Here is a 16,121-nt window from a genome sequence, read left to right as displayed (position 1 = left end):
ATCGATGGAGTGGTCGCGGCCGCCGCCCGGCGCTCCTCAGACGCCGTAGTCGGCGAGCTGGCGGGGGCCGAACGCGTCGGGCAGCACCTCATCGATGGTGCGGATGCCCGAGACGGTCTCGAGCAGCATGCCCGGAAGGGCGTGCTCGTACAGCAGCTGGCGGCAGCGACCGCACGGCATCAGGGTGTTGCCGTGCCCATCGACGCACGTGAAGGCCACCAGCTGGCCGCCGCCCGACATGTGCAGGCCCGACACCAGGGCGCACTCGGCGCACAGCGTGACGCCGTACGACGCGTTCTCGACGTTGCAGCCCGCGATGATGCGCCCATCGTTGACGAGTGCGGCGCATCCGACGGGGAACCGCGAGTACGGCGCGTACGCCTTGCCCATCGCCTCGGTGGCTGCGTCGCGCAGGGCACCCCAGTCGATGTCGCCGGAGCTCGGTTCGTTCTGATCGCTCATGACTTGATGTACGGCCTTCCGGATGCGGCCGGCGCCCGGGACTTCCCGACGAAACCGGCGACGGCGAGGATCGTGACGACGTACGGCAGCATGAGCATGAACTCGCTCGGAACCGGCGATCCGATGACGCTGAGGGTGTTCTGCAGGTTCGACGCGAACCCGAACAGCAGCGCGGCGAGCGTGGCCTTGATCGGATCCCACTGGCCGAAGATGACCGCGGCGAGGGCGATGTAGCCGGCGCCGGCCGTCATCTCCTTGTTGAACGCGATGCCCGATCCGATGGTGAAGAAGGTCCCGCCGAGGCCGGCGATCGCACCGGCGAGGGCGACGTTCCAGAACCGCGTGCGGTTGACCTTGATGCCGACGGTGTCGGCCGCCTGGGGGTGCTCGCCGACAGCCCGGAGCCGGAGACCCCACTTGGTGTGGAACAGCCCGATGTAGACCAGCGCCACGGCGATGTACATCAGGTAGACGATGACGGTCTGCCGGAACAGCACGGGTCCGATGATCGGGATGTCGCTGAGCAGCGGCAGCGGGATGCGATCGAATCGCGGCGGGGTGTTGAGAGTCGCCGCGTTCGCCACCAGCACCTGCGAGTAGAAGAAGCTGGTGAGCCCGACGACGAGCACGTTCAGCACGACGCCGACGATGACCTGGTCGACGAAGTACTTGATGGAGAACGCCGCGAGCACGAAGGCGACGAGAACGCCGGCGATCATGGCGGCGACGAGGCCGAGCCAGGGCTGACGAGTGATGGATGCCACAACGGCGGCCGAGAACGCGCCGGCGAGCAGCTGACCCTCGATGGCGATGTTGACCACACCGACCCGCTCGCCGATGACGCCCGCGAGGGAGCCGTAGATCAGCGGGACGGCGAGGCTGACCGCACCGAACAACAGGCCCGTCACGGGGATCGTGGATCCCGCGGCCGCCCAGGTGAGGAAGCCGAACATGAACACGAGGGCGAACACGACGGTCAGCCACAGCGGAACGCGACGCTTCGCCTGCACGAGGATGACGCTGTACACGGTGAGGATGGCCAGCAGGATGACGGTGACCCAGCCCGTGAGAACCGCCGGAACGGTCACGTCGCCGAGCTTCACGGCATCCGTCGCGGCCGAGAGCCGGAACGTGGTCGATGCGTCGCGGGATCCGAACAGCACCAACAGCAGGAGCAGCACGGTGAAGACCGCGTAGGCGATCGGCGCCTTCCAGCTGACGACGACGGTCTTCTCGAGCACGACGGGCTCGTCGAGGGCGTGGGGGTGGGCGGCGATGCTCACTTGACCGTCACCTCCTTCGTGACGTTCGGCACCGTTCGACGACGGGGATGCGAGGGGTCGGGCAGGCGGAAGATCGCGCGCACGAGCGGCGGCGCCGCGATGAACAGCACGATCAGCGACTGGACGACGAGGATGATGTCGATGGGAACGCCCTGGGCTGCCTGCATGGAGAATCCGCCGGCCTTGAAGGCGCCGAACAGGATGCCGGCGATGAAGATGCCCCACGGCGTGGAGCGGCCGAGGAGGGCCACGGTGATGGCGTCGAACCCGATTCCGGCGTCGATGCCCGACCCGAATCCGGTCGTGACCGTCCCGAGCACCTGCGAGACGCCGGCGAGGCCGACGAGCGCGCCCGAGATGAGCATCGCGTAGACGTACATGCGGCTCACGTTGATGCCCGCGACACGTGCGGCGTTCGGGTTGAGGCCCACGGCGCGGAACTGGAAGCCGAGGTTGGAGCGGCTGAGGATCCACCAGACCAGGATCGTCGCCGCGATGGCGAGGATGAAGCCGAAGTGCAGGCTGTACTGCGGGCCGAGCAGCAGGGGGAACACGGCGGTCGGCTTCATCGCCGGGGTCTTGGGGTTGTTCGAACCGGGCGCCTGCAGCAGGCCGGGCGTGCGCAGCATGAACGAGACCAGGTAGTAGGCGACGTAGTTGAGCATGATCGTGACGATCACCTCGTGGGCTCCGGTGCGCGCCTTGAGCAGACCGGCGATGCCAGCCCAGAGCGCGCCGCCGAGCATTCCGGCGAGCACGGCCACCAGCATGTGCAGGCCCCAGGGCAGATCCCAGCCGAAGCCCACCCAGCCGGCGGCTGATGCGGCGATGAGCATCTGGCCGCGACCACCGATGTTGAACATGCCGACGCGGAAGGCGAGTCCGACACCCAGGCCCGCCGCGATCAGGGGCGTCGCGAAGGTGAGGGTATCGAGCAGGGGACGGATGCCGTTGGCGAATCCGGGGCGCCGGAAGTTGTAGATGGAACCTTGGAACAGTGCCGAGTATGCACCGGACACCGAGTTCCAGACGGCGGTGACCGTGTCGCCGGGGCGAGCGAAGAAGTAGCCCGCGGCCTTCTGCACGTTCTCGTCGGTGAAGGCGATCATGATGGCGCCGACGACGAGCGCCAGGAACACCGCCAGGACCGAGATGATCGCGTTTCCGGTGGCGATCTCGCGGAGCACGCCCGACCAGCGCCCGTTCTCGTCGGCCGGCTTACCGCCGGAGACGGGGGCCGCCGGAGGCGTCGTTGGGCCCGAAGTGGCGCGCTCGGGCGTCGGCGGTCCGGTCAGTTCATCGGGCTCTTCGAGCTCGACGTCGGGCTGCGCAGCGGGATCGTTGCTGTGGTCGCTCACGCGACGACTCCTTCCGTGGCGACGGCGTCCTCGGCGGGCGGTGCCTCGCCGGCCATCATCAACCCCAGCACGTCGCGCGGTGTCCCGCCGGGCACGATGCCGACGATCTTGCCGCGATACATGACGAGGATGCGGTCGGCGAGCGCCTCGACCTCGTCGAGCTCGGTTGAGACGACCACGACCGGAATGCCGGCGTCGCGCGTCGCGACGATGCGCTTGTGGATGAACTCGATCGATCCGACGTCGACGCCGCGGGTCGGCTGCGCGGCGACGAACAGACGCAGGTCGCGGCTGAGCTCGCGGGCCAGGACGACCTTCTGCTGGTTGCCACCCGAGAGCCGGCCGACCTTAGTCTCGATCGACGGCGTGCGCACGTCGAACTCCTTCACCTTCTCGCGCGCGAAATCGGCGAGGTAGCGCAACTGCAGGTTGGCGCCCTTGACGAAGGGCTTCGTGGTCGACCGGTCGAGCATGAGGTTCTCGGCGATGGTGAACTCGCCCACCAGGCCGTCCTCGTTGCGGTCTTCGGGGATGAAACCGACACCGTCATCGAGGATGCGACGGATGCTGCGCCCGGCCAGCTCCTTGCCGTCCAGCACGATGGAGCCCTCGACGCGGGGTTGCATGCCGAGGATGGCCTCCGTGAGCTCGGTCTGACCGTTGCCCTGCACGCCCGCGATCGCGAGGATCTCGCCGCCGCGCACGGAGAAGCTCACGTCGTTGACGACGAGCTGGCCGATCGCGTCGACCACGGTCAGGCCGGTCACCACGAGGGCCTCGTCGTGCAGCGTCGGTGCTTCCTTGTGCACGGTCAACTCGACCGCCCGGCCGACCATCAGAGAGGCGAGCTCGGCGTTGCTCGCGGTCGGCTGGGCTTCACCAACGACCTTTCCCAGACGCATGACGGTGATGCGGTCGGCGACCTCGCGCACCTCGCGCAACTTGTGCGTGATGAAGACGATCGCCTTGCCCGTGTCGCGGAGCTGGCGCATGATGCCCATCAGCTCGTCGGTCTCCTGCGGGGTCAGCACGGCGGTCGGCTCGTCGAAGACCAGCACCTGCGCCTCCTGCGAGAGCGCCTTGATGATCTCGACCCGCTGCTGCACGCCGACGGGGAGGTCCTCGATCAGCGCGTCGGGATCGACGTCGAAGCCGAACCGATCGGAGATCTCCTTGACGCGAGCCCGGGCGGCAGCGACATCCAGCAGGCCCCCGGCCTTGGTGGACTCGTGACCGAGCATGACGTTCTCGGCGACGGTGAAGACGGGGATGAGCATGAAGTGCTGGTGCACCATGCCGATGCCGGCCGACATCGCGTCGCCCGGGCCCGCGAAGTGCTGGACGGCGGCGTCGAGCAGGATCTCGCCCTCATCGGCCTGGTAGAGACCGTAGAGCACGTTCATGAGCGTCGACTTGCCGGCCCCGTTCTCGCCCAGGAGACAGTGGATCTCCCCGGGCTCGACCGTCAGGTCGATGTGGTCGTTGGCCACCAGCGAGCCGAATCTCTTCGTGATGCCGCGGAGTTCGAGCTTCATGCTCCCGATCCTAGTTAGCGTTGCGAATCCGCGCCCTCGTCCGCGCAAGAGTGGGCGAAGGTGCGATGGTAGTGCTCAGATGTTGAAGATTCTGCGCAGCCGCGCGGGCGGATGCCATCCGTGCGGATGCGGAAAGGGGAGGCCAGCCGAAGCCGACCTCCCCCTTTCACGTTCTCGTTACTGGTCGAGGTAGGACGTGACCTTGACCGAGCCGTCGATGATCGACGCCTTCAGCTTGTCGATCCGGCTCTGCAGGTCCGACTTCACCTTGCTCTCGAAGTCGTGGAACGGCGCGAGGCCGACACCGTTGTTGTCGAGCGTTCCGATGAAGGGGCTCGGGTCGAAGTTGCCCTTGCCCGACGCGACGACGGTGTCGTAGACGCCGACGTCGATCGCCTTGCGGATGGAGGTGAGGAGCAGGTCGGCGACCGACGGGTCCGTCTCGTACACGTCGGCGTCGACGCCGATCAGCGCGATGTCGCGGCCGGCGGACTTGATGGCCGCTGCAGCGCTCTGGTAGATCGGTCCACCGACGGGCAGGAGCACGTCGACGTTCTGGTCGATGAGGCCCTGCGCCGCGTTCTGGGCATCGGTGCCGGCAGCGAAACCACCGGTGAACACGCCGTCCTTGCCGTCCCAGCCGAGGGTCTTGACCGACGTGCCGAGCTCGGTGTTGTGGTAGTCGACGCCCTGCTTGAAGCCGTCCATGAAGATCGACACCGGCGGGATGTTCATGCCGCCGAAGGTGCCGACGACGCCGGTCTTCGAGTAGTCGGCCGCCGCGTAGCCGGCCAGGAACGCCGCCTGGGCGGTGTTCGAGAGGATCGGCTTGATGTTGGGTGCGTCGACCTTGCCGTCGAAGTCGTTGTCAGCTGCGTCGTCGATGATCGCGTAGTCGATGTCGGGGTTGGCCTTGGCCGACTCGACCGTGGCTGCCGAGAGGTTGAAGCCGACGGTGACGATCAGGTTGCAGCCCTGGTCGACGAGGCTCTTGAGGTTGGGGGCGTAGTCGGTCTCCGCGCTGGACTCGACCGTGATGGCCTTGACGCCGAGCTCCTTGGCCGCCTTCTGGATGCCCTCGTAGCCGAGCTGGTTGAACGACTTGTCGTCGAAACCGCCCGAGTCGGAGACCATGCAGGGGATGAAGTCCGACTTCGCGGCGCCCGACGAGCTGCCGGTCTCAGGGGCGGACGCGCAAGCGGAGAGCAGTGCCGCGACGCTGAGCGCGGCAAGCCCGCCGACGGCGGCCTTACGGATTGTGATCGTCAAAGTGACCTCCAGGGTGCTGGCCCACAGGGATGGATGGGCCGGGAATGCAGATCACGTTACCTAATATTTCTCTGCTCTTAAGAGCAAACTGGCGCGCCAGCGAAATGGTTATGAATCTGCGACGATCCGCGTGTTTCCGGGCTGTTACTTGGGTGTGCTCGGCGAACTCACCACGAGCTTTCCACTGATGATGTCGGCCTTAAGACCGTCGATCTCCGTCGAGAGGGCGGCCGGCACGGATGAGGCGAGATCGTGGAACGGAGCCAGGGCGACACCGCCGTTCTCGAGGGTTCCGATGAACGGAGAGGAGTCGAACTTTCCCTTGACGTCCGAGCCGATGATGCCGGCCACCGCATCAGTCGTGTTCTTCAGGACGCTCGTCAGCAGCACGGGGTGGTACTTCGCGGGCAGCGAGTCGTAGCCGTCGTTGTCGACCCATACCACCGAGACGCCCGGGTGCTCGAGCGCGGCCGCCGCGGTGCCCTCCCCGACCTGTCCCGCGACGGGGAGGATCACATCGGCACCCTGGTCGATCAGGCTCTCGGTCAGCGTCTGCCCCTTCGAGATGTCCTCGAAGTCGCCGGTGAAGCTGCCGTCCTGCTTGGCGACGTCCCAGCCCAGGGCCTTCACGGCGGTGCCGTGGACCTCGTTGTACTTGGCGACGCCGTCGACGAACCCGTCCATGAACAGCGTGACCGGGGGCTGGTTGCCGCCGCCGTAGGTCGCGACGACCCCGGTCTTGCTGACGCCGGCCGCGAGATAGCCGGCGAGGTAGGACGCCTGGGCGGTGTCGAAGATGATCGGCTTGACGTTTCCGGCCTCGACCACCTCGTCGACGATCGCGAAGTGGACGTCGGGGTTGGCTTTCGCCTGAGCCGCCGTCGCATCGGCCAGCTCGTAGCCGACGGTCAGCACGAAGCCGCATCCGGACTCCGCAGCCTGCTTGACGTTGGGCGCGAGGTCGGTCTCGCCCGTCGAGACCAGCGCGCGCACCTTGATGCCGTCGGCCTTGGCGGCCTGCTGCATGCCGGCCCAGCTCGACTCGTTGAACGAACGGTCGTTGAGACCGCCGGAGTTGGTGACCATGCGGGCGCAGTACCCGCCAGCGGCTCCCGACGTGCCCGATGCCTCGGGAGCGGATGCGCAGCCTGCGGCGATGACGGCGACGGCGGCGGCCGTCACGACCGCGAGTGCGGTACGACGGATGCGGTTAGAGGACATCACTGGAACCTCCGAGTCGGAGAGCGTCGACGACGGCCTTGACGCGTTGGGCATGGGCACTGGTGGTGACGAGGAGGGCATCGGGCGTGTCGACGACCACGATGTCCTGCACGCCGATGAGGCTGATGACCCGGTTCGACCGGCTCACCACGATTCCGCTCGAGGCGTCGGAGAGCACGCGGGCGTTCTCGCCGAGGATGGCGAGGTCGCTGGCGCGGCCCGCCGAGTTCAGCTTGGCGAGGGAGGCGAAGTCTCCGACGTCGTCCCAGACGAATCGACCCGGGATGACGGCGAGCCGGCCCCGTGCCGCCGCGGGCTCGGCCACCGAGTAGTCGATGGCGATCTTGGTCAACGTCGGCCAGATGCGATCGACGGCCGGCCCGCGGAGTGCTGGGTCGTCCCACGCCTCGGCGAGCTCAAGGAGGCCCGCGTGCAGCTCGGGTTGGGTGCTGGCGAGTTCCTCGAGCAGCCGATCGGCCCGGGCGATGAACATGCCGGCGTTCCAGAGGTAGGTGCCGCTCTCGACGTAGTCGCGGGCGGTCTCCAGGTCGGGCTTCTCCACGAAGGAACGCACCGCCAGCGCGCTTGGTGCATCCGTCACACCCAGCTCGTCGCCAGTATGGATGTACCCGAACCCGACCGCGGGCTCGGTCGGAGTGATGCCGATCGTGGCGATGAACCCGGCGTCGGCCGCGGCGATGGCCTCCACGACCGCCGCGCGGAACAGCTCGCTGCCGGAGATGACGTGATCGGCGGCGAAGGAGCCGATGATGACGCCCGGTTCGCGGCGCTCGAGGATGGCGGCGGCCAGGCCGATGGCCGCTGACGAGTCGCGCGGCTCGCTCTCGAGGACGACGTTGGCATCGGCAAGCTCCGGCAGTTGAGCCTCGACGGCCGCTCGGTGGGCACGACCCGTCACCACCATCACGCGCTGGTCGCCGGCGAGCGGCACGAGGCGATTCCAGGTGTCGCGGAGGAGCGTGTGGCCCGATCCGGTCAGGTCGTGGAGGAACTTGGGGGCATCCGCGCGGGACAGCGGCCAGAGCCGGGAGCCGATGCCGCCGGCGGGGATCACGCTGTAGAAGCGGTCGAGGGGAGCGTCGTGCATGACGCCCAGACTATCGCCCGTCTTCGGGGGGCCAACTCTCTCGACATCGAGATAGTTAGGGCTGCCTTAGGGGAATCGCGCGAGCCCCGGGGAATACACTGGTTGGGCGCTCGTCGAGCGTCTCGGGCCTCCTTTCGTGTCGAGGCCGCTCCACACAGCCAGGGAGGGTTGGTCATGTCTCAGCAGACGGCAGGGACCCTGACAACAGAAACCAAGCGCTCGTCTCGTCCGGGAGGCACCCTCTATCGCGGTCGCGAGGGCATGTGGTCGTGGGTGCTGCACCGCGTGACCGGCGTCGCCATCTTCTTCTTCCTCTTGGTGCACGTGCTCGACACCGCACTGGTGCGAGTGAGCCCCGAGGCGTACAACGCCGTGATCGGCACGTACCAGACACCCATCATGGGTCTCGGCGAGACCGCGCTGGTCGCGGCGATCGTCTACCACGCGTTCAACGGCATCCGCATCATCCTCATCGACTTCTGGTCGAATGGCGTGAAGTACCAGAAGCTCATGTTCTGGATCGTCATCGGGCTCTGGGTGATCACGATGCTCGGCTTCGCCCCCCGCCACCTCATGAACGTCTTCGGCCACTAGGAAAGGGGAATCGCCATGACCGCACCTGTTATCGAAGCGCCGCGCTCCCCCGCCCGCCCAGCACGCAAGGGCGTGAACTGGGAGAAGTGGGGCTGGATCTACATGCGCGTCTCCGGCGTGCTGCTGCTCGTGCTCATCTTCGGGCACCTGTTCGTCAACCTCCTCACCGGAGACGGCGTCGACCAGATCGACTTCGGGTTCGTCGGCGGAAAGCTCGCGACGCCGTTCTGGCAGTGGTGGGATGTCGCCATGCTCTGGCTGGCCCTCATCCACGGCGGCAACGGCATGCGCACGCTGGTGAACGACTACGCCACTCACCGCACCAGCCGCCGCATCCTCAAGGGCGCCATCTTCGCGGCCGTCGCCGTCCTCATCATCCTCGGCACCCTCGTGGTCTTCACTTTCGACCCGTGCCCCGCCGGATCGCCCGCCGACCTGCTGCCTTCGTTCTGCCCGGCCTCCTGACCGCCAGCACCGCAACCGAAAGACCATGAGTACGGACACCGTGAATCCCTCATCCGAGTCCACCGTCGTCGACGGCGTGCACTACCACCAGTTCGACATCGTCATCGTGGGCGCCGGCGGTGCCGGGATGCGCGCTGCGATCGAGGCCGGGCCGGGCGCCAGGACGGCGGTCATCTCGAAGCTCTACCCCACCCGTTCGCACACGGGAGCGGCGCAGGGCGGCATGGCCGCCGCACTCGCGAACGTGGAGGAGGACAGCTGGGAGTGGCACACCTTCGACACCATCAAGGGCGGCGACTACCTCGTCGACCAGGATGCCGCGGAGATCCTCGCGAAGGAGGCCATCGACGCGGTCATCGACCTCGAGAACATGGGCCTTCCGTTCAACCGCACCCCCGAGGGCAAGATCGACCAGCGCCGCTTCGGAGGTCACACCCGCGACCACGGCAAGGCGCCCGTCCGCCGGGCCTGCTACGCCGCCGACCGCACCGGCCACATGATCCTTCAGACCCTGTTCCAGAACTGCGTCAAGCTCGGCATCAACTTCTTCAACGAGTACTACGTGCTCGACCTCGTGATGACGGATGTCGACGGCGTTCCCCAGCCGTCGGGCGTCGTCGCGATCGACCTGGCATCCGGCGAACTGCACGTCTTCCAGTCCAAGGCGATCATCTTCGCGACGGGCGGCTTCGGCAAGATCTACAAGACCACCTCGAACGCGCACACGCTCACCGGCGACGGTGTCGGCATCATCTGGCGCAAGGGACTGCCGCTGGAGGACATGGAGTTCTTCCAGTTCCACCCGACCGGCCTGGCGGGCCTCGGCATCCTGCTCACCGAGGGCGCACGCGGCGAGGGAGCGATCCTCCGCAACGCGTCGGGCGAGCGGTTCATGGAGCGTTACGCGCCCACCATCAAGGACCTCGCGCCGCGCGACATCGTCTCGCGCTGCATGGTGCAGGAAGTCGCCGAGGGCCGCGGTGCCGGGCCGCATAAGGACTACGTGCTGCTGGACTGTACGCACCTCGGCGCCGAGGTGCTCGAGACCAAGCTGCCCGACATCACCGAGTTCGCGCGCACCTACCTCGGCGTCGACCCGGTCTACGAGCCGGTGCCCGTCATGCCCACCGCCCACTACGCGATGGGCGGCATCCCCACCAACGTCTCCGCTGAGGTGCTCCGCGACAACGACACCGTCGTGCCCGGCCTCTACGCAGCGGGCGAGTGCGCGTGCGTCTCGGTGCACGGATCGAACCGCCTCGGCACCAACTCCCTTCTCGACATCAACGTGTTCGGCAAGCGCGCCGGCAACAACGCGGTCGCCTACGTGCAGAACGTCGACTTCACCCCGCTCCCGGAGGATCCGGCCGCCGGCGTGCGCGCCCTGCTCGACTCCGTACGCGACTCGACCGGCACCGAGCGCGTCGCCGTGCTGCGCAAGGAGCTGCAGGACGAGATGGATCGGAACGCCCAGGTCTTCCGCACCGACGAGTCGCTCGCGAACGTCACCCAGACCATCCACTCCCTCCGCGAGCGCTACCGCAACGTGGCCATCCAGGACAAGGGCAAGCGGTTCAACACCGATCTGCTCGAAGCGATCGAGCTCGGCTTCCTGCTCGACCTCGCCGAAGTGGTGGTCTTCTCCGCTCGCAACCGCGAGGAGAGCCGCGGCGGTCACATGCGCGACGATTTCCCCAAGCGCGACGACGAGAACTACATGAAGCACACCATGGCCTACCTGTCGGGCGACCCGCACTCCTCCGATGCCGCAGACCACATCACGCTCGACTGGAAGCCGGTCGTCATGACCCGGTACCAGCCGATGGAGAGGAAGTACTAGGCATGTCGACGGCCACTCTCGAGGCGACCACGGACGCCGCCGCTGCGAACACCACCAGCACGGAACCGATGTCCGATGACCCGACGCTGCGTCCGTTCACGGTGACCTTCATCATCCGCCGCTTCGACCCAGACACCGGTGACGAGCCGAAGTGGCAGGACTTCGACGTCGAGATGTACGCGACCGATCGCGTGCTCGACGCCCTGCACAAGATCAAGTGGGAGCAGGACGGGTCGCTCACATTCCGCCGCTCCTGTGCCCACGGCGTGTGCGGATCGGATGCCATGCGCATCAACGGCCGCAATCGGCTCGCCTGCAAGACGCTCATCAAGGACCTCGACATCTCGAAGCCCATCTACGTCGAGGCCATCAAGGGGCTGCCTCTCGAGAAGGACCTCGTCGTGGACATGGAGCCGTTCTTCGCCTCCTACCGCGAGGTGCAGCCCTTCCTGGTCGCGAACTCCGCTCCCGCCACGCCCGGCAAGGAGCGCATCCAGTCCGCCGCCCAGCGCGAGCGCTTCGACGACACCACCAAGTGCATCCTGTGCGCGGCATGCACCTCGAGCTGCCCCGTGTTCTGGACCGACGGACAGTACTTCGGCCCGGCCGCCATCGTCAACGCGCACCGGTTCATCTTCGACTCCCGCGACGACAACGCCGCGGTGCGGCTCGACATCCTGAATGACAAGGAGGGCGTCTGGCGCTGCCGCACGACCTTCAACTGCACGGATGCCTGCCCTCGCGGAATCCAGGTGACCAAGGCCATCGCCGAGGTCAAGCAGGCGATCCTGCGCGGCAAGGCCTGACCCGCCCGTCGTCCGCATCCGATGGGCAGTGGATGTCGGGCGGCGCCCTCGCGCTCGGTGCCCCACCGTTGACTCGTCAGAGCGGCATGTGCATCCGTTGGGCAGCAGATGTCGTGCGCCCCCTCGCCAGCGACATCTAGTGCCCGACGGTTGAGTTGTCAGAGCGGCGTTCACGTCCGGCTGTCGCGCGTGGACCGACGAGCGCTGTCGGTACGCTGGCAGCGTGAGTACCGACGCGCGCGACCCGCTGCAGCATGCCGCTGACGCGGGCGCCATCGGGGCGCGGGAACGTGTCCGCGAGCGCGTCGACGCGCTGAGCGAGCGCTTCGAGGAGCCGGTTCGCGCGGTCACCGACATCACGCAGAGGACGATGGCGCTCTTCCCCGTCAGGGTCTGGCGGCGTTTCCTCGCCCGCAACGGCTTCCTGCTGTCTGCGGGCATCGCCTATCAGGCGCTGTTCGCGATCTTCGCGGCCATCTACATCGTCTTCGCGATCGCTGGCCTGCTGCTGGCCGGAAGCCCGTCTGCCGTGCAGACCATCATCGATGCCATCAACAACGTAGTTCCCGACTTCATCGGCGACCCGGGCGTGGTCTCTCGGGAGGCCGTGATGCAGATCGCGGACTCATCGGCCTCGTTGCTGGGCTGGACGGGCGCCATCGCGCTCGGCGGCTTCATCTGGACGGCCATCGGATGGATGACCTACTCGCGCATGGCCGTACGCAGCATGTTCGGGCTGCCGAAGGACACCCGCAACTACGTGCTGCTGAAGGCACGTGACTTCGTGGTCTCGCTGACCTTCGGGGGCATCCTCCTCGTCGGGGCCGCCGTCGCGCTGGCGAGCACGACGGCCCTGAAGTGGGTGCTCGGACTGTTCGGACTCGACACGACCGTGTGGTCGACATTGACGGTCGGCGCCATCGGCCTCGCCGTCGTCTACGCGATCGACCTCGTGGTGCTCATCACGATGTTCCGGTTCCTGTCCGGCGCCGCGGTGCCGTGGCGCCGGTTGTGGGGCGGATCCCTGCTCGGAGCCGGCGCGTTGCTGGTCATCCAGCTGGGCGGCAGCTACCTCGTCGGCAGTGCCACCAAGAATCCCCTGCTGGCGACTTTCGCCGTCTTCATCGGTCTGCTGCTGTGGTTCCGACTGAGCGCACTCGTGACGCTGGTCGCAGCGGCCTGGGTGTTCACGGCGGCGAGCGACCGGAACGTGTCGCTGCGGCGGGTCACTCCGCAGCAGCTCGAACGCGAACGCCAGCAGGAGGAGCAGCGCGCGCTCCTGGTCGCCGTTCGTGTCGAGCTGCGCGATGCCCGCGCGGAGCTCGCGACGGCCGGATGGCTGCGGCGTGCCGCCGTGCGACGACGCGTGCGGGCCGCCGAGGAGGAACTCGCGGAACTCGAGAACGCCTCCCGCGTGATTCCGCGATCCTGACGCTCACGGCACTGCCTCGCTCCGAAGAACCGCGTCGGCGGCTCCCCTCTAGGATTTAACCCATGTCCACCGCTCTGCGCATCGCATCCGTCAACGTCAACGGCGTCCGAGCGGCGTTCCGGAAGGGCATGGGCGACTGGCTGGCCGCGCGCGACGTCGACATCCTCGCGCTCCAGGAGGTGCGTGCCGCGACGGAGGACGTGACCGGCCTGCTCGGCGACGAGTGGGACGTCCTGCACGACGCGGCAACCGCCAAGGGGCGCGCAGGCGTGGCCATCGCCAGCCGTAAGGCGGCATCCATCCACCGGGTGACCCTGGGCGACGACGACTTCGACAGCGCCGGGCGGTGGCTCGAAGCGGACTACGAGGCGGGCGGTCGCATCGTCACGGTCGTGAGCGCCTACGTGCACTCCGGCAGCGCGGGCACGCCGAAGCAGGTCGAGAAGTACCGCTTCCTCGACGCGATGGAGCAGCGACTTCCTGCGTTGGCCGAGCACAACGAGCTCACCGTCGTGATGGGCGACCTCAACGTCGGTCACCGCACCCTCGACATCAAGAACTGGAAGGGCAACGTGAAGAACGCCGGCTTCCTGCCCGAGGAGCGTGCCTACTTCGACCGCTTCGTGGGAGCGGAGGGCGACGAGGACTACAACGCAGGCGGCGGACTCGGCTGGGTCGACCTCGGCCGACGATTCGCCGGCGAGGTGCCCGGCCCCTACACCTGGTGGTCGCAGCGCGGCAAGGCGTTCGATACCGACACCGGCTGGCGCATCGACTACCAGCTGGCCACCCCGGGCCTTGCCGCCCTGGCGACCTCCTATACCGTCGACCGGGCAGCTGCATACGACCAACGCTGGTCCGATCACTCCCCCGTCGTCGTCGACTACGCGATCTGATTCGCGCCCCGATCCTTCTTCCCCACGCCCGCCCCGAAAGGCCCTCATGACCTCCCGTCCCGTGCTGTTCAGCGGCATGCAGCCCTCCAGCGAGTCCCTCCACCTCGGCAACTACATCGGAGCGCTGCTGAACTGGGTGTCGATGCAGCGCGACTTCACCGCCTTCTACTGCGTCGTCGACCTGCACTCCATCACGGTCGCGCAGGACCCGCAGCAACTGCGCGCCAACACCCGGCAGACGGCCGCTCAGTACATCGCGGCGGGCATCGACCCGAGCGAGTGCACGCTCTTCATCCAGTCGCACGTGCCCGCTCACGCCGAGCTCGCCTGGGTGCTGTCCTCCATCACCGGCTTCGGCGAGGCCAGCCGCATGACCCAGTTCAAGGACAAGTCCGCGCGGTACGGAACGGATGCCACGAGCGTCGGCCTGTTCACCTACCCCGTGCTCATGGCCGCCGACATCCTGCTGTACGGAACCGAGAAGGTCCCCGTGGGTGAAGACCAGCGGCAGCACCTCGAACTGACGCGCGACCTGGCCTCGCGTTTCAACTCGCGCCTGGGACAGACCTTCGTCATCCCCGAGGCGCACATCCCGAAAGCCTCGGCGAAGATCTACGACCTGCAGACCCCGGAGGCGAAGATGAGCAAGTCGGCGGTGAGCCCCGCCGGCCTGGTCAACATCATGGACAGCGACGCCGTGACGGCCAAGAAGATCCGCAGCGCGGTCACCGACACCGAGCGCGAGATCCACTTCGATCCCGAGAACAAGGCCGGGATCTCCAACCTGCTGAGCATCTACTCCTCGCTCACCGACACCGCGGTGCCGACGTTGGAGGAGCAGTACGCGGGCCGCGGATACGGCGACCTGAAGAAGGACCTCGCGGATGTCGTCGTCGGCACGCTCGGCCCGATACGGGACCGCGCCCTCGAGCTGCTCGAGGACCCGGCCGAACTCGACCGGCTGCTGGACATCGGCGCGGAGAAGGCGACCGCGGTCGCCGAGCGCACGCTCGAGACGGTGTACGACCGGGTCGGCTTCATCCGGCGTCGCTGATGGCGTTTCCGGACGCCGTCGTCTTCGACCTCGACGACACGCTGTTCGCCCACCGGGAGGCCGTAGCGCAGGGCATCGTCGAGCACATGCGCGCGGTGGGAATCGAGCCGCGCGATCGCGCGTCGGCTGTAGCCCTCTGGCACGCGTTGGAGGAGCGCCACTATCACCGATACCTGGCCGGAGAGCTCGACTACGACGGCCAGCGCCGGGCTCGCGCGACGGACTTCGCGGCGGCGCACGGGGTCCCGCTCTCGGCGGAGCAGGCATCGCAGTGGTTCATGGACTACTTCGAGCACTACCGCAGCGCGTGGCTCCTGCACGATGACGCCGTCCGCTGCCTGGCCGGGCTGCGCAGCGTGAAGGCAGGCGTCCGCATCGGCGTGATCACCAATGGCGACGAGGACTTCCAGCGTCGCAAGCTCGAGGGGGTCGGGCTGTGGGAACAGGTCGACGTGGTCGTCGCTTCGGGCTCGTTCGGTGTCGCCAAACCCGACCCGCGCATCTTCCTGCACGCCTGCGAGCTGCTCGGGGTGGAGGCGACGGATGCCGCGTACGTCGGCGACCGCCTGAGGACCGACGCGATCGGTGCCGCTCGCGCCGGTCTCACCGGGGTGTGGCTCAATCGACGAGACGAGAAGCCGGATGCGGTCGACGCCGCCGAAGCCGACGCCCTCCACATCATCGAACTGCGCACGCTCGATGACCTCGTCGCCGCCCTGAGATGACACTCGCGTCGCACACCCCCTCCGCCTCGGTCCGCTGGCGCCAAAAACACCCCTCCTCCCGGGAGTTGACGAA

15 protein-coding genes are annotated in these 16,121 nt (G+C 67.5%); 8 read left to right on the top strand and 7 right to left on the bottom strand.

Annotated elements, in window-relative coordinates; genetic code table 11:
• Positions 1-36: 36 nt before the first annotated feature.
• The 7 genes from E6C70_RS00265 to E6C70_RS00235 form a co-directional block, all read right to left on the bottom strand.
• Positions 37-462 (bottom strand): cytidine deaminase, encoded by a 426-nt coding sequence (locus tag E6C70_RS00265; RefSeq protein WP_136421120.1) that lies wholly within the window; start codon positions 460-462, stop codon positions 37-39.
• A complete protein-coding gene (locus tag E6C70_RS00260; RefSeq protein ID WP_136421180.1) occupies positions 459-1,739 on the bottom strand; it encodes an ABC transporter permease in 1,281 nt (426 codons plus the stop codon). Before E6C70_RS00260 ends, E6C70_RS00265 begins: the two co-directional genes overlap by 4 nt.
• A gap of 2 nt (positions 1,740-1,741) precedes the next feature.
• Complete coding sequence (locus E6C70_RS00255) at positions 1,742-3,040, bottom strand: ABC transporter permease (RefSeq protein WP_168770822.1); 1,299 nt, start codon at positions 3,038-3,040, stop codon at positions 1,742-1,744.
• Between the two features lie 59 nt (positions 3,041-3,099).
• The gene (locus tag E6C70_RS00250; RefSeq protein ID WP_136421118.1) at positions 3,100-4,638 is read right to left on the bottom strand and encodes an ABC transporter ATP-binding protein; all 1,539 of its coding nucleotides are present in this window, start codon (positions 4,636-4,638) and stop codon (positions 3,100-3,102) included.
• 177 nt (positions 4,639-4,815) lie between these two features.
• Positions 4,816-5,907 (bottom strand): BMP family lipoprotein, encoded by a 1,092-nt coding sequence (locus E6C70_RS00245; protein WP_136421116.1) that lies wholly within the window; start codon positions 5,905-5,907, stop codon positions 4,816-4,818.
• A gap of 144 nt (positions 5,908-6,051) precedes the next feature.
• Positions 6,052-7,128: a BMP family lipoprotein gene (locus E6C70_RS00240; RefSeq protein WP_136421114.1), complete on the bottom strand. Its 1,077-nt coding sequence runs from the start codon at positions 7,126-7,128 to the stop codon at positions 6,052-6,054.
• The gene (locus E6C70_RS00235; protein ID WP_136421112.1) at positions 7,118-8,236 is read right to left on the bottom strand and encodes a mannose-1-phosphate guanylyltransferase; all 1,119 of its coding nucleotides are present in this window, start codon (positions 8,234-8,236) and stop codon (positions 7,118-7,120) included. The genes E6C70_RS00240 and E6C70_RS00235 overlap by 11 nt, the downstream gene beginning before the upstream one ends.
• 174 nt (positions 8,237-8,410) lie before the next feature.
• On the opposite strand from E6C70_RS00235, the gene sdhC reads away from it, so the two are divergent.
• The 8 genes from sdhC (at position 8,411) to E6C70_RS00195 (ending at position 16,048) form a co-directional block, all read left to right on the top strand.
• Positions 8,411-8,830 (top strand): succinate dehydrogenase, cytochrome b556 subunit, encoded by a 420-nt coding sequence (gene sdhC / locus E6C70_RS00230; protein ID WP_136421110.1) that lies wholly within the window; start codon positions 8,411-8,413, stop codon positions 8,828-8,830.
• 15 nt (positions 8,831-8,845) lie between these two features.
• On the top strand, positions 8,846-9,295 hold the full coding sequence (locus E6C70_RS00225; protein ID WP_136421108.1) for a succinate dehydrogenase hydrophobic membrane anchor subunit: 450 nt from the start codon (positions 8,846-8,848) through the stop codon (positions 9,293-9,295).
• Positions 9,296-9,320: 25 nt separating this feature from the next.
• Positions 9,321-11,135, top strand: coding sequence for a succinate dehydrogenase flavoprotein subunit (sdhA, locus tag E6C70_RS00220; protein ID WP_136421106.1), 1,815 nt, complete (start codon positions 9,321-9,323; stop codon positions 11,133-11,135).
• A gap of 2 nt (positions 11,136-11,137) precedes the next feature.
• A complete protein-coding gene (locus E6C70_RS00215; RefSeq protein ID WP_407921003.1) occupies positions 11,138-11,941 on the top strand; it encodes a succinate dehydrogenase iron-sulfur subunit in 804 nt (267 codons plus the stop codon).
• Between the two features lie 223 nt (positions 11,942-12,164).
• Complete coding sequence (locus E6C70_RS00210) at positions 12,165-13,373, top strand: YihY/virulence factor BrkB family protein (protein WP_136421104.1); 1,209 nt, start codon at positions 12,165-12,167, stop codon at positions 13,371-13,373.
• A gap of 62 nt (positions 13,374-13,435) precedes the next feature.
• A complete protein-coding gene (locus tag E6C70_RS00205) occupies positions 13,436-14,269 on the top strand; it encodes an exodeoxyribonuclease III (RefSeq protein WP_136421102.1) in 834 nt (277 codons plus the stop codon).
• A gap of 46 nt (positions 14,270-14,315) precedes the next feature.
• Positions 14,316-15,323, top strand: coding sequence for a tryptophan--tRNA ligase (gene trpS, locus E6C70_RS00200; RefSeq protein ID WP_136421100.1), 1,008 nt, complete (start codon positions 14,316-14,318; stop codon positions 15,321-15,323).
• The gene (locus E6C70_RS00195; protein ID WP_136421099.1) at positions 15,323-16,048 is read left to right on the top strand and encodes an HAD family hydrolase; all 726 of its coding nucleotides are present in this window, start codon (positions 15,323-15,325) and stop codon (positions 16,046-16,048) included. The genes trpS and E6C70_RS00195 overlap by 1 nt, the downstream gene beginning before the upstream one ends.
• The last annotated feature ends 73 nt before the right edge of the window (positions 16,049-16,121 follow it).

The organism is Orlajensenia flava, from assembly GCF_004801905.1.
Taxonomy (GTDB): domain Bacteria; phylum Actinomycetota; class Actinomycetes; order Actinomycetales; family Microbacteriaceae; genus Orlajensenia; species Orlajensenia flava.
Note: the sequence above shows the minus strand (reverse complement) of the source record. Positions and strands in the feature narration are given on the sequence as shown.

Excerpts from the sequence above, each read along its gene's own strand:
- E6C70_RS00265 (WP_136421120.1), bottom strand. The coding sequence starts at position 462 with ATGAGCGATCAGAACGAACCGAGCTCCGGCGACATCGACTGGGGTGCC.
- E6C70_RS00250 (WP_136421118.1), bottom strand. The coding sequence starts at position 4,638 with ATGAAGCTCGAACTCCGCGGCATCACGAAGAGATTCGGCTCGCTGGTG.
- E6C70_RS00240 (WP_136421114.1), bottom strand. The coding sequence starts at position 7,128 with ATGTCCTCTAACCGCATCCGTCGTACCGCACTCGCGGTCGTGACGGCC.
- E6C70_RS00235 (WP_136421112.1), bottom strand. The coding sequence starts at position 8,236 with ATGCACGACGCTCCCCTCGACCGCTTCTACAGCGTGATCCCCGCCGGC.
- sdhC (WP_136421110.1), top strand. The coding sequence starts at position 8,411 with ATGTCTCAGCAGACGGCAGGGACCCTGACAACAGAAACCAAGCGCTCG.
- E6C70_RS00225 (WP_136421108.1), top strand. The coding sequence starts at position 8,846 with ATGACCGCACCTGTTATCGAAGCGCCGCGCTCCCCCGCCCGCCCAGCA.
- sdhA (WP_136421106.1), top strand. The coding sequence starts at position 9,321 with ATGAGTACGGACACCGTGAATCCCTCATCCGAGTCCACCGTCGTCGAC.
- E6C70_RS00215 (WP_407921003.1), top strand. The coding sequence starts at position 11,138 with ATGTCGACGGCCACTCTCGAGGCGACCACGGACGCCGCCGCTGCGAAC.
- E6C70_RS00205 (WP_136421102.1), top strand. The coding sequence starts at position 13,436 with ATGTCCACCGCTCTGCGCATCGCATCCGTCAACGTCAACGGCGTCCGA.
- trpS (WP_136421100.1), top strand. The coding sequence starts at position 14,316 with ATGACCTCCCGTCCCGTGCTGTTCAGCGGCATGCAGCCCTCCAGCGAG.
- E6C70_RS00195 (WP_136421099.1), top strand. The coding sequence starts at position 15,323 with ATGGCGTTTCCGGACGCCGTCGTCTTCGACCTCGACGACACGCTGTTC.